This window comes from Rhodococcus sp. DN22, from assembly GCF_036669995.1.
Lineage (GTDB): Bacteria > Actinomycetota > Actinomycetes > Mycobacteriales > Mycobacteriaceae > Rhodococcus_F > Rhodococcus_F erythropolis.
Genome location: NZ_CP133326.1, coordinates 5,696,703 through 5,719,471 on the forward strand (window position 1 = coordinate 5,696,703; position 22,769 = coordinate 5,719,471).

25 protein-coding genes are annotated in these 22,769 nt (G+C 61.3%); 14 read left to right on the forward strand and 11 right to left on the reverse strand.

The features are described from left to right. Positions 1–35: 35 nt before the first annotated feature. Positions 36–923, forward strand: coding sequence for a ScbA/BarX family gamma-butyrolactone biosynthesis protein (locus RA302_RS26260; protein WP_030536481.1), 888 nt, complete (start codon positions 36–38; stop codon positions 921–923). A gap of 38 nt (positions 924–961) precedes the next feature. Here RA302_RS26260 and RA302_RS26265 read toward each other — a convergent pair whose 3' ends face one another. Beyond that, entirely contained in the window at positions 962–1,606 is a 645-nt protein-coding gene (locus RA302_RS26265) for a ScbR family autoregulator-binding transcription factor (protein ID WP_003940238.1), read from the reverse strand. Positions 1,607–1,692: 86 nt separating this feature from the next. Here RA302_RS26265 and RA302_RS26270 point away from each other — a divergent pair, with 86 nt between their 5' ends. The 5 genes from RA302_RS26270 (at position 1,693) to RA302_RS26290 (ending at position 6,561) form a co-directional block, all read left to right on the forward strand. Beyond that, positions 1,693–2,535 (forward strand): NAD-dependent epimerase/dehydratase family protein, encoded by an 843-nt coding sequence (locus tag RA302_RS26270; protein ID WP_030536480.1) that lies wholly within the window; start codon positions 1,693–1,695, stop codon positions 2,533–2,535. A gap of 360 nt (positions 2,536–2,895) precedes the next feature. Further along, complete coding sequence (locus tag RA302_RS26275; protein ID WP_030536479.1) at positions 2,896–4,014, forward strand: hypothetical protein; 1,119 nt, start codon at positions 2,896–2,898, stop codon at positions 4,012–4,014. Between the two features lie 218 nt (positions 4,015–4,232). Then, positions 4,233–4,946, forward strand: coding sequence for an FCD domain-containing protein (locus RA302_RS26280; RefSeq protein ID WP_030536478.1), 714 nt, complete (start codon positions 4,233–4,235; stop codon positions 4,944–4,946). Positions 4,947–4,995: 49 nt separating this feature from the next. Next, on the forward strand, positions 4,996–6,231 hold the full coding sequence (locus RA302_RS26285; protein ID WP_338478492.1) for an MFS transporter: 1,236 nt from the start codon (positions 4,996–4,998) through the stop codon (positions 6,229–6,231). Positions 6,232–6,414: 183 nt separating this feature from the next. After that, positions 6,415–6,561 (forward strand): hypothetical protein, encoded by a 147-nt coding sequence (locus tag RA302_RS26290; RefSeq protein ID WP_020723613.1) that lies wholly within the window; start codon positions 6,415–6,417, stop codon positions 6,559–6,561. 5 nt (positions 6,562–6,566) lie between these two features. Here RA302_RS26290 and RA302_RS26295 read toward each other — a convergent pair whose 3' ends face one another. Continuing rightward, positions 6,567–7,223 (reverse strand): alpha-ketoglutarate-dependent dioxygenase AlkB, encoded by a 657-nt coding sequence (locus RA302_RS26295; protein WP_030536476.1) that lies wholly within the window; start codon positions 7,221–7,223, stop codon positions 6,567–6,569. 94 nt (positions 7,224–7,317) lie between these two features. On the opposite strand from RA302_RS26295, the gene RA302_RS26300 reads away from it, so the two are divergent. Genes RA302_RS26300 through RA302_RS26310 form a run of 3 tightly spaced genes read left to right on the forward strand, consistent with a single transcriptional unit; the run spans position 7,318 to position 8,616 of the window. After that, entirely contained in the window at positions 7,318–7,662 is a 345-nt protein-coding gene (locus RA302_RS26300; RefSeq protein ID WP_003939956.1) for a metalloregulator ArsR/SmtB family transcription factor, read from the forward strand. 2 nt (positions 7,663–7,664) lie between these two features. Further along, positions 7,665–8,147 carry an SRPBCC family protein gene (locus tag RA302_RS26305; RefSeq protein WP_003940319.1) on the forward strand — a complete coding sequence of 161 codons (483 nt, stop codon included), beginning with the start codon at positions 7,665–7,667 and terminating at the stop codon, positions 8,145–8,147. A gap of 40 nt (positions 8,148–8,187) precedes the next feature. After that, positions 8,188–8,616 (forward strand): VOC family protein, encoded by a 429-nt coding sequence (locus tag RA302_RS26310; RefSeq protein WP_007729747.1) that lies wholly within the window; start codon positions 8,188–8,190, stop codon positions 8,614–8,616. On the opposite strand, the gene RA302_RS26315 is transcribed toward RA302_RS26310, so the two are convergent. From RA302_RS26315 to RA302_RS26335, 5 genes are read right to left on the reverse strand one after another with little or no spacing between them, the layout of a single operon-like run. Further along, complete coding sequence (locus RA302_RS26315) at positions 8,579–8,872, reverse strand: Ada metal-binding domain-containing protein (RefSeq protein ID WP_030536475.1); 294 nt, start codon at positions 8,870–8,872, stop codon at positions 8,579–8,581. The genes RA302_RS26310 and RA302_RS26315 overlap by 38 nt on opposite strands. Next, positions 8,862–9,581: a 2OG-Fe(II) oxygenase gene (locus RA302_RS26320; protein ID WP_030536474.1), complete on the reverse strand. Its 720-nt coding sequence runs from the start codon at positions 9,579–9,581 to the stop codon at positions 8,862–8,864. Before RA302_RS26320 ends, RA302_RS26315 begins: the two co-directional genes overlap by 11 nt. 21 nt (positions 9,582–9,602) lie before the next feature. Then, positions 9,603–10,622, reverse strand: coding sequence for an ABC transporter substrate-binding protein (locus RA302_RS26325; RefSeq protein WP_030536473.1), 1,020 nt, complete (start codon positions 10,620–10,622; stop codon positions 9,603–9,605). Then, the gene (locus RA302_RS26330; RefSeq protein WP_030536472.1) at positions 10,619–11,995 is read right to left on the reverse strand and encodes an MFS transporter; all 1,377 of its coding nucleotides are present in this window, start codon (positions 11,993–11,995) and stop codon (positions 10,619–10,621) included. The genes RA302_RS26325 and RA302_RS26330 overlap by 4 nt, the downstream gene beginning before the upstream one ends. A gap of 46 nt (positions 11,996–12,041) precedes the next feature. Then, on the reverse strand, positions 12,042–12,461 hold the full coding sequence (locus tag RA302_RS26335; RefSeq protein WP_021345761.1) for a MerR family transcriptional regulator: 420 nt from the start codon (positions 12,459–12,461) through the stop codon (positions 12,042–12,044). A 132-nt stretch (positions 12,462–12,593) separates the two neighbouring features. Here RA302_RS26335 and RA302_RS26340 point away from each other — a divergent pair, with 132 nt between their 5' ends. The 3 genes from RA302_RS26340 to RA302_RS26350 all read left to right on the forward strand — a co-directional run bounded on the left by RA302_RS26340 (position 12,594) and on the right by RA302_RS26350 (position 17,003). Next, on the forward strand, positions 12,594–14,003 hold the full coding sequence (locus RA302_RS26340) for an AarF/UbiB family protein (RefSeq protein ID WP_030536471.1): 1,410 nt from the start codon (positions 12,594–12,596) through the stop codon (positions 14,001–14,003). Positions 14,004–14,167: 164 nt separating this feature from the next. Further along, entirely contained in the window at positions 14,168–15,808 is a 1,641-nt protein-coding gene (locus RA302_RS26345; RefSeq protein ID WP_030536470.1) for a helix-turn-helix domain-containing protein, read from the forward strand. Between the two features lie 79 nt (positions 15,809–15,887). Beyond that, positions 15,888–17,003: an NDMA-dependent alcohol dehydrogenase gene (locus RA302_RS26350; protein ID WP_030536469.1), complete on the forward strand. Its 1,116-nt coding sequence runs from the start codon at positions 15,888–15,890 to the stop codon at positions 17,001–17,003. Between the two features lie 58 nt (positions 17,004–17,061). Here the strand turns inward: RA302_RS26350 and RA302_RS26355 are convergent, their stop codons facing one another. Beyond that, positions 17,062–17,964 (reverse strand): alpha/beta hydrolase family protein, encoded by a 903-nt coding sequence (locus RA302_RS26355; RefSeq protein WP_228232592.1) that lies wholly within the window; start codon positions 17,962–17,964, stop codon positions 17,062–17,064. A 294-nt stretch (positions 17,965–18,258) separates the two neighbouring features. Next, entirely contained in the window at positions 18,259–18,849 is a 591-nt protein-coding gene (locus tag RA302_RS26360; RefSeq protein WP_003940245.1) for a heme-binding protein, read from the reverse strand. Positions 18,850–19,033: 184 nt separating this feature from the next. On the opposite strand from RA302_RS26360, the gene RA302_RS26365 reads away from it, so the two are divergent. Further along, positions 19,034–20,203: a histidine kinase gene (locus RA302_RS26365; RefSeq protein WP_030536467.1), complete on the forward strand. Its 1,170-nt coding sequence runs from the start codon at positions 19,034–19,036 to the stop codon at positions 20,201–20,203. Further along, positions 20,200–20,829: a response regulator transcription factor gene (locus tag RA302_RS26370; protein WP_030536466.1), complete on the forward strand. Its 630-nt coding sequence runs from the start codon at positions 20,200–20,202 to the stop codon at positions 20,827–20,829. Before RA302_RS26365 ends, RA302_RS26370 begins: the two co-directional genes overlap by 4 nt. A gap of 21 nt (positions 20,830–20,850) precedes the next feature. Here RA302_RS26370 and RA302_RS26375 read toward each other — a convergent pair whose 3' ends face one another. Then, complete coding sequence (locus tag RA302_RS26375; RefSeq protein ID WP_256261881.1) at positions 20,851–20,985, reverse strand: hypothetical protein; 135 nt, start codon at positions 20,983–20,985, stop codon at positions 20,851–20,853. Between the two features lie 249 nt (positions 20,986–21,234). Continuing rightward, positions 21,235–22,698 carry a benzaldehyde dehydrogenase gene (locus RA302_RS26380; RefSeq protein WP_030536465.1) on the reverse strand — a complete coding sequence of 488 codons (1,464 nt, stop codon included), beginning with the start codon at positions 22,696–22,698 and terminating at the stop codon, positions 21,235–21,237. Positions 22,699–22,769 lie beyond the last annotated feature (71 nt).

Here is a 22,769-nt window from a genome sequence, read left to right on the forward strand (position 1 = left end):
AGACACGAGTGAACATCGAAAGGTGCATTCAATCAATGGAATACACACGCACAGTGCCGCGGCATCTCGTCCACAGACATGCTGTTGCCGAGGTTTTCTTGACGGACTACCGGATCGAATCGGACTCGGCGTACCAGGTTGCTGTGCAACTCCCGGTCTCGCACCGGATATTCGACGTATCGAGCGAGCAACACGATCCGCTCGGGGTGGCAGAAGCATTTCGACAGGCAGTGGTGCTTCTGTGCCACACCCGATACGAGATTCCACTGCACTACAAGTTCCTCATGGAAACGTTCAGCTTCGAGATGCTGGACGCGCTCGACGTGCAATCAGTCGCGGAGCCGTTGAGTTTCTCGATGACAGTGGACAACCTCACTCATCGCGACGGAGCGGTTTCGGGGGTCGAAGTATCGGGGATCCTCAGCGAGGGCAACCGGCACGTCGCCAGATGCAACGCTGTTGCGCGAGGAGTCAGCCCCGAGGGATACCGTCGAATTCGGCAAGGACGAGAAGACCACCGCCCGAGCCGACGCATCCTTCCTTCCGGAGCCGCGGCGGTCGGATCGGAGCGAGTCGGACGCCTAACCGATGGAGATGTGCTCATCAGCACTGATCCTGCTCGGCACGCGATGTTCTGCGCTCCCGATCCGCGCAACCACTCCCTTTTCGATCACCCCGTCGACCACATCCCAGGAATGATTCTTTTCGAGGCCGCCCGACAAGCGCTCCGATTTCACATCGGCAACCCAGCAACAAAGATCGCCTCACTCTCGGCGGTCTTTCCGAGGTTCACTGAATGGGAAACGCCGTGCGAGGTGTCAACGATCCCCCTTGACGCGTCGGGCCATGTGCACCGAGTTCGGTTCACTCAAGAAATGGAAACCACCGCTGAACTCGAAATTACAGTTGCGGACCAATCATGAGAGGGAACGAACACGTTCTTCTCGTCGCGTCTACCACGTCAAGCGCTCGGTGCTTCCCACTCTCTCGGTGCAAGCGCCGCCAGTTGCATGACGTGCGCCAACTTGTCCTCGCGGACGATCGTTGGCAGCACCAGGTTCCACATCTGACTCAACCGCTCGTACAGATCGGTTCTGCCCGTCAGCATTTCCGAGAGAATCTGCACTCCGGTGAACGACCCCACCACAAATCGAGCCAACGCGTCGATATCGGTGCCCGGGACGATATCGCCGGCTTCGGCCGCTTGGGTTGCCACCTGCTTGATAGCCTCGATCCAATCGAGGTACGGCTGTTCGATGGGGCCTTGAATACTGCCGATCTCCATCGTCAACCGCATGCCACCTCGCGCGATGGGCTCGGTCACAAGCTGCCGAGCCATCTCCTGCGAAACGAGCACCAGGGTTTCGACCGCGATGTCGGAGTGCGCAGCAACCCGCCGGGTACCCTCCATCGCCATACCGTGCTGCGCTGCGATGACCGCGTGCGCAAGCTCCTCCTTGGACGCGAAATGAAAATACATCGCCCCCTTCGACACACCCCCGTGCTGCAAGATCGTGCCCAAACTGGCGGAGTACCCGAACTTCTCGAAGCTCTTCGCAGCACCCAAAATGACGGCCTGGCGCGTCAGGACAGCACGCTCCTGCATGATCTACCCAGCTCTCGTTGCCGACGGAATGAATCTCAACGATACGTCGAAAGAGCCCGCAGCAACGCTCTCGACACGGACACACCGTGACGACTCTGGTACTCGGGGCCACTGGTTTCATCGGCTCCGCAGTGATGAAACAGCTGGTTTCCCGCGACGGAAACGCTGCAATCGGTTTCGTTCGCACGGCCACCGCAGCCAAACAGTTCGGCCGTGAAGGAATCGCCACCGTGATCGGCGACATCAACGAAAGTGCTTCTCTACGACTTGCAATGAGTCAGGCGTCGACCGTCATCTGTTGCGTGTCGTACGTGGGCGACGACGAACAACAGTGCGTTCACGTCAACCAACACGGCGTACAGAACGTTGCGTCGATGGCCGCCGACGTCGGCGTCGAACGCTTGCTCTACGTCAGTACCGCGGCCGTGTACGGGCCGGGACCGTTTCGAGACTTGCCGGTCAACGGCGCACCTCTCAGCCCCTTCTCACCTGCCAGTCGCACGCGCGCTCTCGCCGAGAAGTTCGTGCGCGACGCCGGAGGCCTGGTCGTCCGGCCGCATCTCGTGTACGGACCCGGCGACAGATGGTTTCTTCCGACACTGACGCGAATTGTCTCTCGCCTCGACTCGATCATCGACGGCGGTAGCGCTGTCCTGTCGGTAGTCGACGTAGACCTACTCGCCCGATCCATCTACGAGTTGTCGATAGAACAGCAATTTCGCTACGGCTCAACACTTCACGTCAACGAGCCTGTCCCGCGGACAGTCATCGACCTTCTCGAGCAACATGCACGGGAGACCAACTGGACTCTGCCCCAGAACTCTATCCCCCGCGCCGACGCGGTGAAAGCTGCTGCCCAGCTGAGTCTCGACATGCACCAGATCGACATGATCAGCCTCGATCACTGGTTCCGGTCGAGACTGTACTGATGGCACACGGATCACTCTCGCCAAAATACCTGTCTCCCAACCTTTTCAGCCCTCCCTATTGTTCAGCCTCAGCAATCAATAGGACCTATTTCGCAGTCACTACAGGCGAACAGAGAGAGCTCTGATCGACGAAAACCACGGCTGCACAAAGACGGCAGTGATCGCGCACACCGAAGAAGCGGCGTTCACGCAACTGGCAGCAGCCTGGGGCTCCCTTCCGTCCGCCTTCGCCACCGAATGCAGTGTGTGGCGATCATGTCGTGCGCGACGAAACGGCCAGGAGCTCTGACATCACGGGAGAAGGCTCTCCATCTCGCTGACCTCGACTACCGTCATCTGAACCAGAAAACGGGAGAACAGATGCTCACTGCGGATATTTTGCTGTCGGGCCCGCGCGGGCGCCGGATGCTGCTCGCGTATGCGATCGACGCCGAACGCGCCCTGCGTCCCGAGTCAGGCGACGACATGTTCCGCATCAGCGCTCACCGGGCGGCGTATCACCTCGACGTCGGACAAGGAACCTCCCGAGTGTTGTTCGGCCCGGGCGCCGAAGAGGCCCGGCAGACCATAGTCACCGCGGAGGACGTGGCGCGCAGCCTCACGGAAATATCGCTCCCCGACGTCACCGCCGTCGATCTACGCTCCGCCCTCGCAGAAGCGGTCGATGCGGCGCGTTACTGGCAGGATCCCGACGGAGAAGACGTCCTCGTCGCCACCGAAGTTATGCGCGATGAGCTTCGACGCGTCGCCGAGCACATCGCCGGCTCCGAATGCGCGCGGTGGTGGTCAACCTCGCTCGCCTCATCCGACCAATGGTCGATTATGAGCAGAGGTGAGGAATCTCCGGACACAGACGAAGTGCCTGCTGCGCAACAACTCCTCAGCGAGTGGCGCACGAGCACCCTGGAATCTGAAGCGAGAGCTGAACGTGACCGCCCGGTGGATCCCGCGGCGAACTGGTCAGGTTATTGGTGGTCGAATCCACCCACTAAGGGTTCGACGAGGGCGCTGTTCGACGGGACTCCGGCGGGCTTGTGGTTCGTCGAAGACAGCATGGGATGGGAACGGGTCGTCGTGCGAGCATTGCGGCCACCGACTGGCGCACGCATCTACGAGATCGACAGCGCGCAAGCCTGGTCGGAGCTGTGCAGACGGTTCCCGCTCGAGGTCACCGCAGAAACGCGGCAGGTTTGGTACCGGACTACCGGCCGATCAGGCAGGTGGGTCATCCCCGACTGGGTGCAAGTCGCGGAAAGATTTGAGGGAGTGCACCTTACCGTGACGGGATACCTCGCGGCAGCAGGGACCGCGATCGAGGTCGATACCGACACGGCGAGCGTCATCGCGGGCTGGGCACCCGACGAAACATACTGGTTCACCGATGCTGCCACCTACATCCCCGAGCCGTGTGTTTGGGTGCTGCACGACGGCCCGGAAGTGACCGACCAGCCCGCGTGGACGCTGGAATCGCAGCAATGACCCGCACGTGAGGGCCTGCTAGGTATGAGGTTCCGCGAGGAATCGATCGCAGTTGCCCTCCGAGTCGAGTCAACTGCCCCGTGCGCGGTCGGCAGGAGCACTCACGTGCACGCAGACATGCAGAAGGGCGGTACCCGCCCAGGCCGATCCGAACCCGAGTGCCCTAGATCACAAAGGTAAACCTATCCACAAATCGCCAAATGTCCTACATTTGACTCATGCCGGATTCCCGTATCGCACCCACCGCACGCAACATCCCACTTTCAGTGCAGATCGCGGAACAACTGCGGTCCCAGATCACTTCTGGCAACTGGGAATTAGGGGAGAAGATCCCCGGCGAGCATCAACTTGTCGAAATGACCGGCGCGAGCCGCAATACAGTCCGGGAGGCCATTCGTGGCCTCGTCCATGCCGGCCTCCTCGAAGCACGCCCGGGAGACGGAACCTACGTCTGCGCGAGCTCAGAACTCGAAATTGCACTTCAAAGACGTGCAGCGGCGGAGAACGTGCTCGAAATCTTCGAAGCCCGTGAAGCTTTGGAGCTCTACGCCGCCCGACTCGCTGCCGAACGAGCCCTGCCCGAACACATCGACCGAATGACTCGGGCTTTGGATGGCCGAGACGCTGAGCCCGACGTCGCCAAATCCGTCGAGTACGACCTCGACTTCCACCTGGAGATGTTCGCAGCGAGCGGGAACCAACTGATCACGGACATCTACCGCAGTCTCGATCGCTCTGACACCATGAGCATCCCACAAGGTAAGTCCGACAAGGAGACTCGACAGCTGTTCATCGGACCTTGGACCGACGACGACCCACACCGGCAGCTGCTTGCGGCCATCCGTGACCGCGATCCGGACGGCGCAGCCGCCGCAGTGGTCCGACTGATGGACCACAGCCGATCCCTCTTTCTGCAAAACATGCCGAAGTAGCTGACACACAAGAGGTTCAGCGCACAGACAATCTCAGAAGGGCACACCTATGGCTAACGTCATCTCCGACACCGAAAACGTGGCGTCTGCCCCGAGCGCGATACCGATAATGCGCCGAGGACTCGTTATCGCTGGCATTCTTCTCATCGCAGCCAATCTTCGAGCCTCAATCACAGTCGTCGGCCCGCTACTCGGTGAGGTACGCACCGATCTCGATATCTCGTCGACAACAGCATCAGCGCTGATCAGCCTTCCACTGCTGTGCTTCGCAGTGTTCTCCCCCGTTGCCCCGGTCATCGCAGCTCGGTGGGGAATGGAACGGACACTCGCAGCAGCACTCGGCATGCTCGCCTTAGCGATCGTGATCCGCTCTGTTCCGTGGATGCCTGCGCTGTGGATCGGTACCGTATCGCTCGGCATGACCATCGCAACAATGAACGTTCTACTGCCGGCGCTCCTCAAACGAGACTTCCCGACCGAAGCCGGCCGTTTGACCGGCATCTTCTCGGCGGTCTCTGCAGCCGTCGCCGCAACCGCATCCGGACTTGCCGTGCCGATCGCCGGTCTCACCGATCACGGTTGGCGGATCGCATTCGGAATCTGGGCTGCTATGGCTCTCATAGGATTTGGGGTGTTCCTTCCCCAACTTCGCCGACGCACGCTTCCGAAACACGATCACGCTGCGGCTTTGGATCCCCATCCAGGCGGCCATCGCTCCCCCTGGCGCTCAGCACTCGGGTGGCAGATCACAATATTCATGGGCGTCCAATCTCTCTTCTTCTACACCGTTCTGACATGGTGGCCCACCATTGAAGAATCACACGGCACTACCGCGGCTACAGCCGGACTGCATCAAGGCATCATGCAAATATTCTCGATCGTCGGCAGCCTCCTCACAGCAGTGCTCCTGCACAAACTGCCCAAGGATCAGAGAGGAGCCGTCCTCGGGCTGGTGTCGGTCGCCGCAGTGGCAGTTCTCGGCCAACTCCTCCTCCCCTCCTGGGCCCTGCTGTGGAATGCATTCCTCGGCATCGGCATCGGCGGATTGATTGTCATTGCCTTGTCCTTCTTCGCAATACGCACTGTCAATCACGGTCAAGCAGCGGCACTCTCGGGTATGGCACAGTCCGTCGGATACCTTCTGGCCGCCACCGGTCCCCTCGTTTTCGGTGCACTGCACGACGCCGTCGATTCCTGGACGACTCCGCTGATCGCGTTGCTGGTGCTGCTGGCCGTGCAACTCGTCTTCGGCTCCCTCGCCGGCCGCAACAAGACACTGGGATAAGCGAACCACGGTCGCCTCGAATCCACCCACCAACCTCCCCAGACCCGTGCCGCGACCCGAACTGTCGTCGACGTGCTGAGGTCCGAGGATGTCGACGAGAGAGCGGGGCGCTCAACGGCCTACCGAATTGCACCCGGCCCATCCCCGACTGGTGGATCGGAGCCGGAAGTCGATAATGAGGGCATGAACGAGACACAACCCCACAACCTCGAACGAGAGCGCTGGCGCACGCTGCCAACTCCACCGTCGACCGAGTTGATCGAGATGGTCGGGGACGGACCTTCGAGCGCAGACTTCGACCCTGCTGCACCAGTGGCACAGCAGGGGTGAGACAGTCACGACATTCCGGTATCGCGCAGCGTGATGTTCAACCGTCCGGACGGCAGACCTATGTCGGGACTTGCACTTCCCGCAATAACTTTCGGCACTCCGTGATATGCGAACCGAGACTCTCCACCGAAGACGAAGAGATCACCCGAATGGAGTTCGACATCGGTGTACGGCTTGTTCCGGTTCTCGGAATTCCCGAATCGAAAGACACAACTCTGCCCGACACTCAGTGAGACGACGGGAGCGTCGCAGCGCTCGTCCTTGTCCTGGTGCATTCCCATCCGAGCGCCCTCGTCGTAGAAATTGATCAGCGCGGTGTCCGGCGTGTACCGCTCCCCCGCAGTCGGATCATCATAGGCAGCGGCAACTGCGGCCCGGCCGAGATCGACGAGCCAGTCAGGCACCGCTGCGACAGGCGCACCGTTCACGTCGTCGGCGATGCGCGTGTACTTGTACGGCTGCCAATGCCAACCGAGACAGACTGTTTGCACCGACATCTTGTGCCCACCAGGGACAACAGCGGAGCGCATCGGTACGGGTGCGGTCGCCCACCGTCGGCACTCGGCCACCAAGAAGCGTTGCTGTTCGACGCTGAGCCAATCCGGAACGAGGATCGCCCCCGGCGCCACTTCCAATCGTGGCCGAGGAATCAGAGCGTTCATGGTTTCCACGCTAATCGGTTTCGAAGCATTGACACCCTCGGCATGGGCTCGTATCGTAATCAACAGGTTGGTTGATAAAGGAGATGGTTGACAAGTGATCGTGGATCCAGGGGCAGACGAGCGTCTCGACAAAGCGTTCATGGCGCTTGCCGACCCGGTACGACGGCGGATCATCGCCCGCCTGAGCACCGGCCCCCAAACGGTCAACGAGTTGGCCGAGCCGTTCGAGATCACGAAACAGGCCATCTCCAAACATATTCAGGTACTCGAAGCCGCGGGTTTGGTCACTCGCAGCCGCGAAGCCCAGAGGCGGCCGGTACATCTCAACGCCGCAACTCTCGAGGCTTTGACCGCCTGGATCGACCGCTATCGACTGATCCACGAACAACAGTTCCGCAAGCTCGATCACCTACTCAGCACCACACAGAAGGAGACTTAGCCATGGCTACCACCAATCCCGTCACCATCACGGCTCCTGAGGGCGTGCCGTACATCGACATCACCCGCGAATTCGACGCACCCGTCAGTGCCGTCTTCGCAGCTCATTCGAATCCCGATCTGGTCAAGCAGTGGCTCGGCCCCAACGGATACGAGATGGAGATCGACGAATACGAGTTCGTGAGCGGCGGTCGATACAAGTACGTCCATCGCAACCCCGAGGGCGAAGAGTTCCGGTTCAACGGTGTATTTCACGTCGTTCGCGAGAACGACTTTGCCATCCAGACCTTCGAATACGAGGGATTTCCCGACGTCGTCAGCATCGAATCGATCACGTTCGAGGATCTGGGCAACGGACGCACCCGCCTCTCCGGCCATTCCGTATATCCGAGCCTCGAAGCGCGAGACGGAATGATCGAGAGCAATATGGAGCTCGGCGTCACCGAAGGTTACGAACGCCTGGACAAGATCGTCGCGCAACTCTGACCACCTGTTTGCCCGAACCTCCTCAGCGAAAGGCAGTTTCATGGACTGGACCCTCGAAGTAGTCATCGTTCCCGTCAGTGACCTCGACCGCTCCATCGAGTTCTACCGTGACAAGGTCGGTTTCGATCTCGACCACCACACCGTCAACGAACACATGACGGTCGCCCAGCTCACTCCGCGTGGTTCGGGCTGCTCGATCGTCATCGGGAACCTGCCGTCGCAGACCGAGATGACCCCTGGTTCGTTGAAGGGATTGCAGTTGGTCGTGGCCGACGCTGCAGCGGCTCGCCAAGAGCTCATCGGCCGCGGCGTCGATGCCAGTGAAGTCACCGTCTTCGACGAGCGTGACGGGGGCACCTTCTTCGGATTCGCCGACCCGGACGGCAATACCTGGGCTGTCCAGCAGCTGAAGGTCCGCGGCGACAAGCCGCTCATTCCGAAGGAGTACCGCGACCGCTTCGGCGCGTAGCAACTACCTTCCAGGCTGCGTAACCTTCGGGCATGCAGACGGCACAGGGGCGATAGCCGGCCGCAATCGCGGTCGGCTCGTCCGCGAAGAACACCCGACTGGCGACATACCCGCCACGCGCGATTGCCTGCGCGGCCCCTCGACAGTCGAGTCGCCCGTAGATCTTCGTTTTCCGGTGCCCGCCAAGCACACCGGGCGTCGAACTCTCGTAGGGTTTGTTGCGAGCGTCGCGGAGAATGTACGTCTTACTCGGCATCGTGAAGCACCAATCCCAATGTTCGACGCGTACCCGAGTGCACCACGCTGACACCATGTCGCACAGGGGCTCTCGACCACCCGCGAGAACTCTGCACCGGTCGATCCCGCGTGGTGAAGATCAACGCGTGACCTTGCTCGAGAACTGTCACCGTCCCTTTCGACTGGGCGCGCGGCCGCTGTTCCACGAGCAAGAACTCGCCGCCGACGTGGTCGATGCGAGGTCTGTCGAGCCCGATCACGACTTGCAAGGGAAACACCAACTCTCCGTACAAGTCCCGATGCAATGCATTCCAGTCACCAGGTCCGTAGGACAGAAGGATCGGGGTAGGGCGATTCTGACCGGCGTCGTGACACTGATCGATCCATTCTTCGAAAGAATCCGGCCACGGTGCACCCTCGCCCAGCTTGAACGCCCACTCCCGCGCCACGGGCAGGAGGTGTCGGTAGAAGGCGGATCGCATAGCCGTGATCGGCTCCGGTACGGGATCACCGAAGTACCGGTACTCCCCTTGACCGAAGCGGTATCGAGCCATGTCGACGGTGCTCCGGAACCGGTCGACCTCCGAGTACCAGGAAGCAATTTCGCGACATTCCGACTCGTCGAGTATCGGCGTCGTCTGGGCACACCCACTGGAGTCGATTCCCTCGATCAGCGCAGGCCAATCGAGGGAATCAACTCGAGCAGACAGATCGGTGAAGAGGTCCATACGTCGTAGACGACGCGGCGGTCAGGAATGTGAGAATGCCAGCAGCTGGTCAGCCAGATCGTTGTACGTACGGGCGATCCCGGCATAACTGAGCACGGGTTCCGGATTCCAGGTGCCGATCTTCCCCCCCTTCACCGCGGACAAGTTGGACCACGCAGGATTGGCGCCGAGCGTATCCAGTTGCAAACTGGACGGGCGATCGTCGAGGAAGATCATGTCGGCCGGATAGTGGTCCGCCATCTCCCAAGCCAGTTTCTCGACGTAGACCGACGATCCCTCGGCCGGATCGACGACGGCAAGGCCCAATCCCGCCAGATCTGCAAGGATCGGGAAGCCCGAACGACTGACACGAATCGTGTCCGGATCTGCGGACGCGAACAAAACCTGTGAATTATTCAGCGAAGAAGCAACTTCGGAGATCCGTGCACGCGCAGCGTCGTAGTCTTTTCGCTGAGCCTCCATATCCTGGTCCGCCCCGAGTTCCACGGCCAGTTCCACGATCTCTTGCACGGCTCGGTCGATGGTTCCTGCTGCCGTTTCCACGAACAGTACTGTCGACAAGCCTTTCACCGCATCCAAGTTCGCCTCGTCGAGTAGTGCCGAACCACGCAGCTGAGGGACTATGACGACGTCCGGCTCCAGCGCAGCGATCTTCTCGAGTTCCACTTGTCCCCAGAGCTGCCCGACCATCTCGGTCTTCGAGAAATCCAAATTGCCGGAGATGCTGGTGTCCGTTGATCCCGGCGATCGTGTAAGTGCCCCGAAAACTCCGACAGGCACCAGTCCATAATCCCACAGAGCACCCGCGATACCGGTGTAGGTGACAAATCTCCTTGGTGGTGAATCCAATTCGATCAGATTGCCGCGATCATCGGTGAAGGACCAGCCTGCATCGCCTTCGCCCCCGGCGTCTGCGTCCGAACGCGAGCAACCGGTCGCTGCCAGCGCAGCAGCCAATCCTGCTGCAGCGCCGAGGAACCTGCGGCGATTCCAGTCCATCTCGATACGCCGGTGCGGTCGTGGAGTGAACAGCGTGGTCATGTGTGTGCCCTTTCGGCGATTGGTTGAACTGTTGCAGGAGTTGACGAACGAGAAAAGAGAAGGATCGACACCAAACCCGTGAGCATTCCGACGCCGGCACAGAAGACCAACGGCCACAGCAAGGCGAACTCGTCCGGACCGACGAAGAGCGAGCCGCACAACGCAATTCCGACGGCAAGCCCGAGTTGACGCGACGAGTTGGCTGTTGCCGAAGCCGTCGCGGCGCGCTCTGCCGGGGCGTCCGACATCGCGGCACCCGGCAGCACCGGCGACACCATCGCCGAACCGACACCGGTCAGAATCAGCCCGGCGATCAGTGCGGGCCAGACCGGCTCGGTGAGAACGTACAGCATGGCCACGCAACCGATTCCGCAAAGGATCGTCCCGAATCCGAGCGACAGTCGAAGGTCGACTCGCTGAAGCCGTGATCCACACAAGGCCGATACGAAGACAAAAGCGAGCGGTTGAATCGAGAGCACGAGTGCGGCCGCCGATGCCGACAGTTCCAGCCCGTTCTGCAGCCACAGTGAAAGGACTACGAGCGGGCCGTAGGCCGCGAGGTAGTACCCGAACGCAGCGACGAGGACGCCGTCGAATTTCAGGGATCGGAACAATGCCGGATCGAGCATCGGACTGCTGCCTCGACGCTGCCAGAACACAAACGCCGTCAGCGCACCGATTGCGATCAGGAAGGCAAGAGCTGTCGACGACGAAGCCCACCCGATGTCGCCGCCCCACGTCACGCCGAGAACCGCGGCAACGGCAGCGAGGGTGAACAAAACGATTCCGGCCCAGTCGATGTTGTCGTCGCCGCGCTCACTGTCGGCGAAACAGAACACAGCCATTGCGAGCGCGACTGCGGCCACGGGGATTCCGGAATAGAAGACCGCACGCCAGTCGAAGAACTGCGTCAGCAGCCCTCCTGCAACATTGCCGATTCCCGCCGCCAATCCAGCGACGGCACCCCACGCGGCAAATGCCACGTGCCGATCGCGGCCCGAATATGCGTCGCCGAGCAGAGGCAGGAGCGTCGCGAACATCGCCGCACCGGCAATTCCTTGCGCGCCGCGAGCAACGACCAGAACCGTGACGTCCGGAGCAATCGCGCACACGGCCGTTGCAACCAGGAACACGACCAGTCCGCAGATGTAGAGGCGTTTGCGCCCCCACGCATCGCCGAGTGCGCCCATGCCCACAAGAAGCGCGGCAAGAGCCAGCGTGTAGGCGTCGACGACCCATGACATCGCGCCCGTACTGCCGTCCAAACCGACTGCGATGGCCGGCACCGCGATCGTTGTGATCGTGGCGTACGTCAGTAACAGGAAAGTTCCGATGCATGCGGCGATGAGCGGCAGCCATCGTCGTGCCGACATGGTCAACCTCCGGGTAGGGCGGTAAGTGCGCCCTAACTATGAAGGTTCAAGTGAACTTGAAGTCAAGCGCCGCTTCGACACGAATGTCGAGCTGCTCGAGCAACCACGGGCACTGCATCGGACGCTCTTGCCGACACGTCAGGTGATGCTCGAGGATCAGCTTCGCTCGCGTAGCAGCGGCGATCTGTGCCTCGAGTGTCGACACTTGATCTGCGAGAACCGTGGAGAACTGGTCGGACGTGGTGTCGGTTTCGATGAAGGACCGCACCTGTTCCAAGGACATTCCCGTCTCGGTGTACATCCGGATCAATGCCAGCCGGCGCAGCTCACGCTGCCCGTACCAGCGTTTACCGCCAGTTCGCGACCGCGCGGACAGCAGTCCTTCGTCCTCGTAATAACGCAAGGTCGACGCCGCAATTCCGAACGATTTTGCAACCTCACCGATCGGGATCAAGTGCTCACGCATTCACCGATCGTAGGCTGAACGCGTAGGCGGTTCCGGCAGTTATGTGTGACTTGGCATACTGACTAACGGAAGGGGTCGCGTAAGTGATCTCACGGCAAAATGCTGGATGCGCTCGTTGAACGAGGGAGAGCTGTGCTGGATCCAACGCGACCTGTCGGGCCGTACTCGTCAGGAGTGCCCGCCACTGCCCTCGAAGTCCGCATGCCGGACCTCGAACGCTTCGGCCTCGCCCAGTTGTGGCGTTCCGCGATCATCGCCGTCGTGTTGTCCACGTCGATCATGCTGGCACTGATCGTGTGGCCTTTCCGCAAGCGTGGACGCACCTGGGCGGACGCTGCTTCCGACGGGATGGTCGACGGCTTCATCGCGCTGGGTCCCACCTTCGTCAAACTCGGGCAACTGGTCGCGTCGTCGTCAGGCCTGTTCCCCGCCCCCGTCGCCAATGCATGCTTACGTTGCCTCGACGACGTTCCGTCTTTCCCGGCCGAGCAGGCCAGAAGCGTCGTGCACGAAGACCTCGGATACTCCGTGGACGACCTGTTCGCGAAATTCGACGACGTACCTCTCGCGGCCGCATCGGTAGCGCAGGTACACGCGTGCGTTCTGCACGACGGCCGAGAGGCGGTCATCAAGATCCAGCGTCCGGACATCTATGCGCGGATGCTGATCGACCTGAGGGCGGCGTACTGGGGCGCGAACATCCTCGAGAAGTTTGTCGAGTTCCTTCGAATTGCCAATGCCACCGCCATCATTCGCGATCTACACAACGCAACGATGACGGAGTTGAACAGCGCGGTCGAGGCCGACCGGCAAACCACTTTCCGGAACAACATCAGTGCATTCGGTGACAACAAAGGAGTCACGACACCGGAGGTGTACTGGGACTACTGTGGTCCCCGCGTCATCTGTATGGAACGCATGCGCGGCGTTCCACTGGATCGGTTCGTCGCCGGTCCGGACGGCATCGACGAAGCCCGCATGCTGATCCGACGCGGAGTGAAGGTCTGGCTCGAATCAGTCATCGTTCACGGTCCGTTCCACGGAGATGTACACGCGGGAAATTTGTGGGTCCTCGACGACGGCCGGATAGCGATGCTCGACTTCGGCATCGTCGGCGTCCTTCCCGAGACCTGGAGATCCATTCTTTCCGACATGTTCCGAGCCACCCTCATCGACGGTGATTTCGCCCGTGTCGCCCGCGGAATTCGATCCTTGGGATATGCAACCGACTACGAAGTCGACGACGATCAGCTCGGTATGCAGGTCGCAACGGCTCTGGCCCCGATTCTCGGCCGTGACCTCGGTGAACTCAAGCTCAGTGAATTGATCATGGCACTGATTCAGTTGGGCAAGCAGTGGGGTGTTGCGAGTCCCGAGGAATTGGTTCTTTTCGGTAAACAACTCGGATACTTCGAGCGATATGCGACAGCGTTGGCACCTGGTTGGGTGATCGGACAAGACCTTTATCTGTTCAAGAACGTTTTTCCAGAGGCAGTCGCCGAAAAGGTGCAGGAACTCGGCATCACCATGCCTGACGAATAGATTTGTCCCCTATTTCCTTATTCTGCATTTCGTCTGTCGGGGTTAGCCTGTAATGACCCACCGGCCGAGGAGCAAATGTGCAGCCACTTTCTGTAGCCCTCCCGCAAGCGTCGACAGGTCCGAGGAATAACGGGCCGAGTGTCGGCACCACCCTCGGCGCCCTCATGCATTCCACGGACAAGTCCGTGATCGAGCTTCTGGAAAGCCCGGACGGACTCGATGTCGAAATCCGTTCGATCGCCCTCGTCGAGTCCTCCGATATCGACGGCACCGACAGCCGTGGTGCGATCTCCGACATCTACCTCCCCGTGGGGGTTCCCGAATCGACGTTGACGCAGTGGTTGCGAAAGTTCGAAGGCAGGCCGGCGAGGCGTCGTCCGAAGCTCTTGCTCGTCAAGAATGCGCGCGAGGCGACGACGCTTCTCACCGCCGCACGCAACATCGGAATCGCAGTGGCCGCGGTACATCCGCAGGCTAGTTCCGGACACGTCTATTCACTCGTACAACGACTTCTGACACAGAGCATGTACCGTTCGCGGGCCGTCTCAGGAGCTGTGGCCGGTGGCGATTCGGATCTGTTCGCGCTCTCGGAGACGATCGCCGAATTGACCGGCGGACTCGTGACGATCGACGACACGGCACTCCATGTCATCGCATATTCAGCTGCTCACGAAGGTGAAGACGAACTCCGTCAGCTCTCCATACTGGGCCGGGAGTGGCCGATCGAATACACCGAATGGATAGAGCGCAGAGGCGTGTTCGAGCATCTCAGGCGATCGGACGAGGTCATCAGTCTGCCCTCCGAGCCGAGCATCGGAGCCGCGCACAGGTTGGCTGTGAGCATCACCCGCCCGGACCTGTCAGCGCCGACGGGTTCTGTTGCACACCAACACAATCTCGGCAGCATCTGGGTGCAGCGCGCCTCTGAACCTCTTTCCGACGACGCCCAAGCGGTATTGCGGGGTGCAGCGGCAGTCGCCGCACGCATTCTCATGCGAACCTTGGACGCCTCCAGCCGCGAGAATGCCCAATTGCAAAGGCTGTTCGGCGTTCGCTCCGGCGGAGTCGACATGCACTCGCTGGCCGGCTCCTTCGGCATCAACACCGACGGACCGTCTGCGGTCATCGGATTTGCGACATCACTCGCGCCCGGATCGAATCTCGATCGAATCACCAACGCCTTGCGCCTGCGCGCCAGCGCATTCCGCAGCGACGCGGTCACAACGATCATCGACAACCGGATCTACGTGCTGTTTCCTCAGGCCGAACACGAGGTCGCGATCAGCGACTGGGCTTACGACACCGTGGGAGTAGTCGAGGCCCGTGCGGGCATCAGCGTGCGCGCCGCCGTCGCGGTCCCGATCGCGCGATTGCACGGCGTACCCGAGGCGCGTCGAGAAGTGGACCGCGTGCTCGATACCACCGATGATCACGAAACCTCGAAGGTCACCACACTCGCGGCGTCACGCACCGCGGTGTTGCTGGGCGAGATACTCGACCTCGTTGCTGATCACGAGCGATTGCGGGACCCTCGTATCGACAGACTCGTCTCCTACGACGACAAGAACACCTCTGACATGCAGTTCACGCTCACGGCCTACCTGACAGCTTTCGGGGATGTGAAGAAGGCCGCCTCGTCTCTGAAAGTACATCCGAACACGCTGCGCTACCGCATTCGGCGCGCTGAACAGATCATGGGCATTTCGTTGGACGAGCCGGATACGCGACTGCTCACCGAACTGCAACTCGCCATCTTGGGACGCACCCCGGACGAGTCTGAAAGATACGAAACGTCCGATCAGTGAGATAGGCCTCGAGCCCGTCCTGAACTCTCGAGTAGACAACTGAGGAAGCCGAAGAACAACTCTGACCTCAGGAGATACCTTGCGCACTCGTGGAGCCGTCATTCGCCAAGCACCAGGCACATACGAGGTGGTCGATCTCGAACTCGATTCACCCCGCAGCGGCGAACTCACTGTCAAAATGGTCGCCTCAGGCCTGTGCCACTCGGACGATCACATCGCCAGCGGCGACCACGGAGTCGGCCGCTACCCCATCTGCGGCGGACACGAAGGCGCCGGAATCGTCGTCGAGGTCGGGCCGAACACGGAAGGATGGTCCGAGGGCGATCATGTCGTGTTCTCGTTCCTCGCCGCCTGCGGCCGTTGCCGTTGGTGTGCAAGCGGAATCCAGAACCTCTGCGACAACGGCGCCGCCATCATGACTGGCAGCAGACCCGGCGAAACCTCGAGTTACAGAATGTCTCTCGACGGTCAGCCCGTCGCACAAACCTGCGGCCTGTCCACCTTCAGTGAATACACCACGGTCAGCACTCTCTCGGCTGTGAAAGTCGACAAGCACCTGCCACTCGACGCTTTGTGTCTGCTCGGCTGCGGCGTCGGAACCGGTTGGGGCGCCGCGGTCAACTCCGCTCAGGTGTATCCCGGGCAGACGGTCATCGTCATGGGCGTCGGCGGAATCGGAATCAACGCGGTGCAGGGCGCCTCGCATGCCGGCGCCGCCCACGTGATCGCGGTGGACCCGGTTGCGTTCAAGCGCGACAGTGCATTGAAGTTGGGCGCCACCCATGCCGTGGCCACCATGGAGGAAGCCACCGACATAGCGCGCTCGTTCACCAACGGCCAGGGCGCGGATTCGGCCATCGTCACCGTCGGTGTCACCACCGGAGAACATGTCGCGCAGGCATTCTCGTCGATCCGCAAGGCAGGAACCTGCGTCGTCACCGGCCTCGGGAAGATGACGGACGTCGGAATTCCCGTGAGCCTGATGGAACTCACGCTGTACCAGAAGAGAATTCAGGGATCCCTGTTCGGTGCATCCAATCCCACCGCCGACATTCCCTGGATGATCGATCTCTACACCAGCGGCAAGCTCGAACTCGACGGACTGATCACCAACCGATACACCCTCGACCAGATCAACGACGGTTTCGCCGACATGCATGCCGGTGGCAACCTCCGTGGAATCATCGCCTTCTGAGCGAGTTCTCTCCGGACTTTCGATCGAGAGCAAGTCCGGAGAGATCCTAACTACAGCTTCACCAGGCGTTCATGGTGTCGAGGATTTGTCCTCTGGCCATCCACAATTCAGCAGACCAATACGGCCACGAGTGAATTCCGGCGGGCGGAAAGCTGTACGTCGCTGGGATTCCCAAGGATTTCAGGCGAATTTCGAATGCACGCGCGTGCACCCACGAGAGCGCCTCGAGCCCCATGCCCGTCGCCGTGTGGAAGTAATCGATCGGCGCAGAGGGATGATCGTACGGTCCCGGGATGCCGTTGGACGACGAAATGTACATCGACAGTCCGCGAAGCGATTCCGCGTTGACGAACGGGTCGTTGCGAAGCCATCCGGATGACCACGGCGGGCCCCACATCGAATCGACGTTGTACCGGCCGGCGTCGAACATGGCTACGCGGATCGCTTCACGCATACCCGGACCCGAGATATTGATGTAGCCGGACAGCGAGCCGGCGAACTTGAACTGATCCCGATGATGCCCCGCCAGGTTCAACGCGGCACTGCCGCCCATCGACAACCCGATGATCGCATTGTTGGTTGGTGAAACGCCATACCCTGCAAGGAAGTCCGGAAGCTCGCGGGTGAGGAACGTTTCCCACCTGTACGTTATCGGCTGAGCGTTGAAATTGGACGGCGCGTACCAATCCGTGTAGAAACTCGACTCACCGCCGACCGGCATCACCAACGTGATGTTGTCATTGCGGTACTGATCGAGTGCGTTCGTTTCGAAACTCCAAGCATTTCTGTCGTTTTGCGCGCGAAGACCGTCGAGCAGGTACAACGCGGCGTTGCCACCGCGCGCGGCCCACTGCACCTGAACCTTGATGTTTCCCATCGAAGACGGGACCCACAACTCGTCGTACCCACCCCATGGCGCCGAGCGCGCCGGAGTAGCACTCGCAGCGGTCGGACCTAACATACCGCCGAGCAGGAATATCGACAACAACGCCGCTACGAGCACCCGCACCCGCCGTGTATTGCGTTCGGGCAACGTGAATCTGATTCTCTGCAAGGTTGTGTCTTTCCCCGAAACTGCGCATCAAGAAACTCGCTTCGGTAAGTGCATCGTCGGTTCCACTGTCGACGTGTTTGTCCCTTTCCTGGGGCTCCGGTGTTACAAAGTCGAGGTCATCGCAACAATCGGACAACTGTCGTGCCGAGCGAATCCAGGTGGTGAAAAGCACAATTCACGAAGCACGCTGAATGCGCTCACTCAGCCGAGTGACGAAGCGATCGCATCACGACCTGCGGCAGCACACGCTTGGTCCTGCATTCCGTCTGGAGCGCCACCGACACCGATACCGGCGATCGACCCGGCTCCAGCCTTCAATGTGACTCCACCTGCAAGGAAGAGAGTGCCGGGAAGGTCGGCGATGGTTGATCCTTCGCCTTTGGTACGCTGCGAGAGGTCACTGGTGTCGGCTCCGAAAGCTGCAGAGGTGTATGCCTTCTCGCGTGAGGCTTCCACCGTGTGCTGGGCTGCGTTGTCGCCGCGCACCATGGCGATGACATTTCCCGCGCGGTCTACGACGGAGACGGTGACGAAGCCGAGACCGTCGGCGCGGCATTTCGCCAGGGCCGCACCAGCAGCCTTCACTGCTGCGTCGGCACTGAGTCGATTCTGAGTGACAATCGCCGAATCACCGGTCGCGGCAGGCTGCTGCGTGGCAGTAATCGACGTCGTGCTCGATGCGTTCGCCACCGGTGTGTCGGTGGTCGAGCATGCGGCGCTGGCAAGGATTGCGACAACCGGAACGGCGACAGCGAGCGTACGGGGAAGTCGTGTGTAAATGCGGTGGTTCATGTCGGGCACACTTTCAATCGAATGGTTCGAAACCGTCCACTACAGCGTCGCGTCCGGGGGCGGGTGCGCACATCGGGCGCTCGGGTGACGAACCGTGCCCCCTACGGCTACCCGGATATCATCCGAATGGTTGATACGACGGTCTGGTGCCCTCCGTAACATTCGAGGGATGAGTAACGGAGCCATGAACGCCGACGCCGAACGCGGCCTACGCGGCCCGTTGGCGTATGCGATCCACGCGTCGTTCTTCGTACTGCTGTCTACATCGGGAGTTCGGTACGTCACAGTCCACGGGACCAGCGGTCGGTTCGGGGTTGTACTCGTCCTGGCCGTGGTCCTCGCCCTGCTCTACGCCGTCATGGCCACGGTGTCCTCGCGAGATGTGGTTCGCCAACGGCTGTGGATGTGGCCGGTACTGAGCGCATGGGCAGCGCTGGTCTGGCTTGCCCCGAGTTTCGCGTGGTGTGCGTTTCCCGTTCTCTTCCTCTGCATTCGTCTGTATCCGAGCAAGATCGCCTACCCCCTCGTCGGGATCCTGGGCGTCCTCGCCGGTATCGCGTTCTACCGGGTCACCGGTCGTGCCGAATTGGTGACACTTCTCGGGCCGCTGTGCACCGCGGCACTGGTCGCGGCCGCGTACGGGCAGATGGAACGAGATGCCCGAGAACGCCTTCGGCTTCTGCGTCAGGTAGCAGAAGCGCAATCTGCATTGGCAGATACCGAACGCGCTGCCGGCGTTGCCGCTGAGCGAGAGCGCCTCGCGCGCGAAATCCACGACACCGTTACCCAGGGACTGGCGAGCGCCCTTCTACGGCTCGAGGCAGCCGAACAAACGTGGAATACAACGGGTTCGCCGTCTCGAGCCGATGTCGATGCCGCAGCAGAGAACATCCGAACGAGCTTGATGCAGAGTCGCGACCTCGTCCACGATCTGGCGCCGACCAAGGGCGGTACGGGCGACTTCGACGCCTTGGTCGTGGCCGCCGCCCGCCAGTTCGTCCCGGCCGTTCGGATCCGCACCGTCGGTGAAGCCGTCATCTTGCCCTCGGACGTAGCTCATGCCGTCGTGCGAGTGGTCTCGAGCGCGTCCTCCAACATCGCCCGCCACGCTCGCGCCGAAACGGCGGGCGTGACGATCACGTATCTCGACCACTCCGTCTCCGTAGACATCTTCGACGACGGCGTCGGCTTCGATCCGGGAAAGCTCGCCGACCATTCTCGGTACGGTGGATACGGCCTGCGTGCGATGCGAAGCCGCGTCGCACAGCTCGGCGGATCGTTCACCGTGGAAAGTGCACCGGGAGACGGCACCGTCGTCGCGGCCCAGTTCCCTCTCGAACGGAGGATCCGGTGACCACCACCATTCGCGTGTTCCTCGTCGACGATCATCTGGTCGTGCGAGCCGGGCTGAGAGCGCTGCTGAACACTCAGCCGGACGTCGAAGTAGTCGGCGAAGCATCGTCCGGCGAGGAGGCGGCCACGGCGATACCGTCGGCCTTACCGGATCTGGTGATGATGGATCTGGACATGGGCACCGGCATGCACGGTGCAGAAGCGATCAAACGCCTGCGAAGCGACGGTGTCGATGTTCCCGTACTGGTTTTCACGACGTACGACACCGACGCCGACGTCGTGCGGGCCGTGGACGCCGGTGCCATCGGTTACCTACTCAAGGACTCAACGCCCGACGAGATCTTCGGCGCGGTGCGCGGCGCGGTAGCCGGGCGCAGCGTTCTCTCTCCCACTGTGGCCTCTCGTCTTGTCCAGCAGATGCAGCGCCCGCAGGAAGCGCTCACCGCCCGTGAGTCCGAACTGCTCAGCCTGCTCGCCGAGGGGATGACCAACCGCGAGCTGGGTAAAGCACTCTTCATCAGCGAAGCGACGGTGAAAACACACCTCGGGCACATCTACGCCAAACTCGGTGTCGATACTCGCTCTGCCGCAGTGTCCGTCGCACTACGTCGCGACGGAATACGCTGACCTCGGCGGCGGCCGAACAGCTCAGCCGCCCATCGCCTTACGCACTCCGTCGATCAGTTCGAGGAATTCAGCCTTGGGAGCAAAGTCGACATACTCCGAGTCGTCGATCGCTCCGGGAACGTGACCGGGTGCCCCAGTAGAACACGTCGCCGGCATCGTAGGTTTGCCGACCTGCTTCGGAATCTGTGTAGATCCTTCCTTTCAAGACGTATCCGTAGTGCGGACATTGACAGCGCCCGCCTTCCAATTGCGCGAACGGTTCGGCGAAGTCTGCACCAGCAGGGATTTTGACGAAGTTGACGATCATGTCGCCTTCTTCTCGCATCCGCAGTTCGAATTCGCCGTCCTGCAACACGATGGGAAGATCGTGAGCCGAGATGGTGTGCATCGGAGTGCCTTTCGGCTTCAGAAGGGGAAGGTCTGCGCTGCTGGCCGGCTGGTTCGCCACTGCCAGGTGGTGAATTCGTCCCAACTGCTTTGAGTTCCGAATCTCGCGCCGTTTCCGGAGGCACCCGTGCCACCGAATGGTGCATAGGCATCGTTGTTCAAAGTCTGATCGTTGATGTGCACGATGCCGGTACGCAGTCGGTCCGCGATCCGCTCGCCGCGTTCAACCGATCGTGTTTGAATGGCAGCAACCAGACCGTATTCGCTGTCATTGGCCGTCCTGACTGCCTCGTCTTCGTCCTTGACGATCACGACGGGCGCCACGGGCCCGAAGATTTCTTCACGGAACGCGGGCATGTCCGAGGTGACTCCGGCCAGGACGGTCGGCTGATAGAAGAGCCCTTCGTATGTTCCACCGGCGCGGATTTCGGCGCCGGCCGCCTTGGTGCCCTGGACGATTCGATCGACGTTCGCAATCTGCCGCGCGTTGATGAGCGGTCCGAGAGCGACGTCGCCTGTATTGGGATCCCCGACCGGCAGGACCGCTGCGCGCTTGGCCAGCAGGTCCAGGTACTGATCGGCGACCGATTCCAACACGATGTGGCGGCCTGCGGTCATGCAGACCTGCCCCTGATGCAGGAACGAACCCCACGCGCCCGCCGAGCTCGCGGCATCCAGGTCTGCGTCGTCGAGGACGATCAGCGCATTGTTCCCACCCAGTTCCAGCGAGACACGCTTGAGCGTGCGACCGGCAGTTGCCCCGACCTGACGGCCGACGGCGGTCGAACCCGTGAAGGACACCATCGCGATGCTCGGGCTCTCGCACAATGCCTGACCAGGTGCCGCGTCACCGGCGAGCACATGCAGGAGGCCTTCGGGAAGACCTGCGGACGTGAACAATTCCGCGATGACCGCACCCCCGCTGATCGCGGTTTGAACATCCGGCTTGAGAACGACGCCATTTCCGAGTGCCAAGGCGGGGGCGACAGCGCGCATGGCGAGGAGAAGCGGGAAATTCCACGGGCTGATCACGCCGACCACACCCAGGGGCACCCGGCGACCGATGCTCGTGCGCCCCTCCTGGCTGGCGGGCAGGAGGTGCCCGAACGGCTGTGTCGGCAGCGCCGAGGCTTCCCACAGTTCGGAGATGACAAGATCAACTTCGAATGCGGCTTTCCCTGGTACGGAACCACCTTCACGGATCAACCAGCGCTCCACCTCGGCTCGCTCGGCTTCCAAAATCTGCGCTGCCTTACGGATCACCGAAGCGCGAGCCTGCCCGATCGTCGCCGCCCACGCCGGCTGCGCGGCCGACGCGATGTGTGCCGCTCGATCGATATCCGCAGCAGTCGCCGTGCCGATCACACCGAGCACCTCGCCGGTAGCCGGTTCGAGCGACTCGACGGTGTCACCGCCTCCGTCGATCCATTGGCCGTCGAAAATCTTTCCGTGCCATTGCTGATGAGCGAGCAGATTCGTCATGCGTTCCTCGATTCGTAGCTTTCGCTGCGGTCCTCGCTGTTCGTGGACCTGAGCTCTTCGCGAGCCTGAAA

What these genes read in the sequence shown, in the direction of transcription:
- RA302_RS26265 (WP_003940238.1), bottom strand. Translation starts at nt 1,606, where the DNA reads ATGCAGGAGCGTGCTGTCCTGACGCGCCAGGCCGTCATTTTGGGTGCT.
- RA302_RS26325 (WP_030536473.1), bottom strand. Translation starts at nt 10,622, where the DNA reads ATGACCACGCTGTTCACTCCACGACCGCACCGGCGTATCGAGATGGAC.
- RA302_RS26315 (WP_030536475.1), bottom strand. Translation starts at nt 8,872, where the DNA reads ATGCCGAGTAAGACGTACATTCTCCGCGACGCTCGCAACAAACCCTAC.
- RA302_RS26375 (WP_256261881.1), bottom strand. Translation starts at nt 20,985, where the DNA reads ATGCCGGCGACGTGTTCTACTGGGGCACCCGGTCACGTTCCCGGAGCG.
- RA302_RS26335 (WP_021345761.1), bottom strand. Translation starts at nt 12,461, where the DNA reads ATGCGTGAGCACTTGATCCCGATCGGTGAGGTTGCAAAATCGTTCGGA.
- RA302_RS26305 (WP_003940319.1), top strand. Translation starts at nt 7,665, where the DNA reads ATGGCTACCACCAATCCCGTCACCATCACGGCTCCTGAGGGCGTGCCG.
- RA302_RS26285 (WP_338478492.1), top strand. Translation starts at nt 4,996, where the DNA reads ATGGCTAACGTCATCTCCGACACCGAAAACGTGGCGTCTGCCCCGAGC.
- RA302_RS26365 (WP_030536467.1), top strand. Translation starts at nt 19,034, where the DNA reads ATGAACGCCGACGCCGAACGCGGCCTACGCGGCCCGTTGGCGTATGCG.
- RA302_RS26345 (WP_030536470.1), top strand. Translation starts at nt 14,168, where the DNA reads ATGCATTCCACGGACAAGTCCGTGATCGAGCTTCTGGAAAGCCCGGAC.
- RA302_RS26355 (WP_228232592.1), bottom strand. Translation starts at nt 17,964, where the DNA reads ATGTTAGGTCCGACCGCTGCGAGTGCTACTCCGGCGCGCTCGGCGCCA.
- RA302_RS26295 (WP_030536476.1), bottom strand. Translation starts at nt 7,223, where the DNA reads ATGAACGCTCTGATTCCTCGGCCACGATTGGAAGTGGCGCCGGGGGCG.
- RA302_RS26360 (WP_003940245.1), bottom strand. Translation starts at nt 18,849, where the DNA reads ATGAACCACCGCATTTACACACGACTTCCCCGTACGCTCGCTGTCGCC.
- RA302_RS26280 (WP_030536478.1), top strand. Translation starts at nt 4,233, where the DNA reads ATGCCGGATTCCCGTATCGCACCCACCGCACGCAACATCCCACTTTCA.
- RA302_RS26320 (WP_030536474.1), bottom strand. Translation starts at nt 9,581, where the DNA reads ATGGACCTCTTCACCGATCTGTCTGCTCGAGTTGATTCCCTCGATTGG.
- RA302_RS26310 (WP_007729747.1), top strand. Translation starts at nt 8,188, where the DNA reads ATGGACTGGACCCTCGAAGTAGTCATCGTTCCCGTCAGTGACCTCGAC.
- RA302_RS26330 (WP_030536472.1), bottom strand. Translation starts at nt 11,995, where the DNA reads ATGTCGGCACGACGATGGCTGCCGCTCATCGCCGCATGCATCGGAACT.
- RA302_RS26260 (WP_030536481.1), top strand. Translation starts at nt 36, where the DNA reads ATGGAATACACACGCACAGTGCCGCGGCATCTCGTCCACAGACATGCT.
- RA302_RS26380 (WP_030536465.1), bottom strand. Translation starts at nt 22,698, where the DNA reads ATGACGAATCTGCTCGCTCATCAGCAATGGCACGGAAAGATTTTCGAC.
- RA302_RS26275 (WP_030536479.1), top strand. Translation starts at nt 2,896, where the DNA reads ATGCTCACTGCGGATATTTTGCTGTCGGGCCCGCGCGGGCGCCGGATG.
- RA302_RS26290 (WP_020723613.1), top strand. Translation starts at nt 6,415, where the DNA reads ATGAACGAGACACAACCCCACAACCTCGAACGAGAGCGCTGGCGCACG.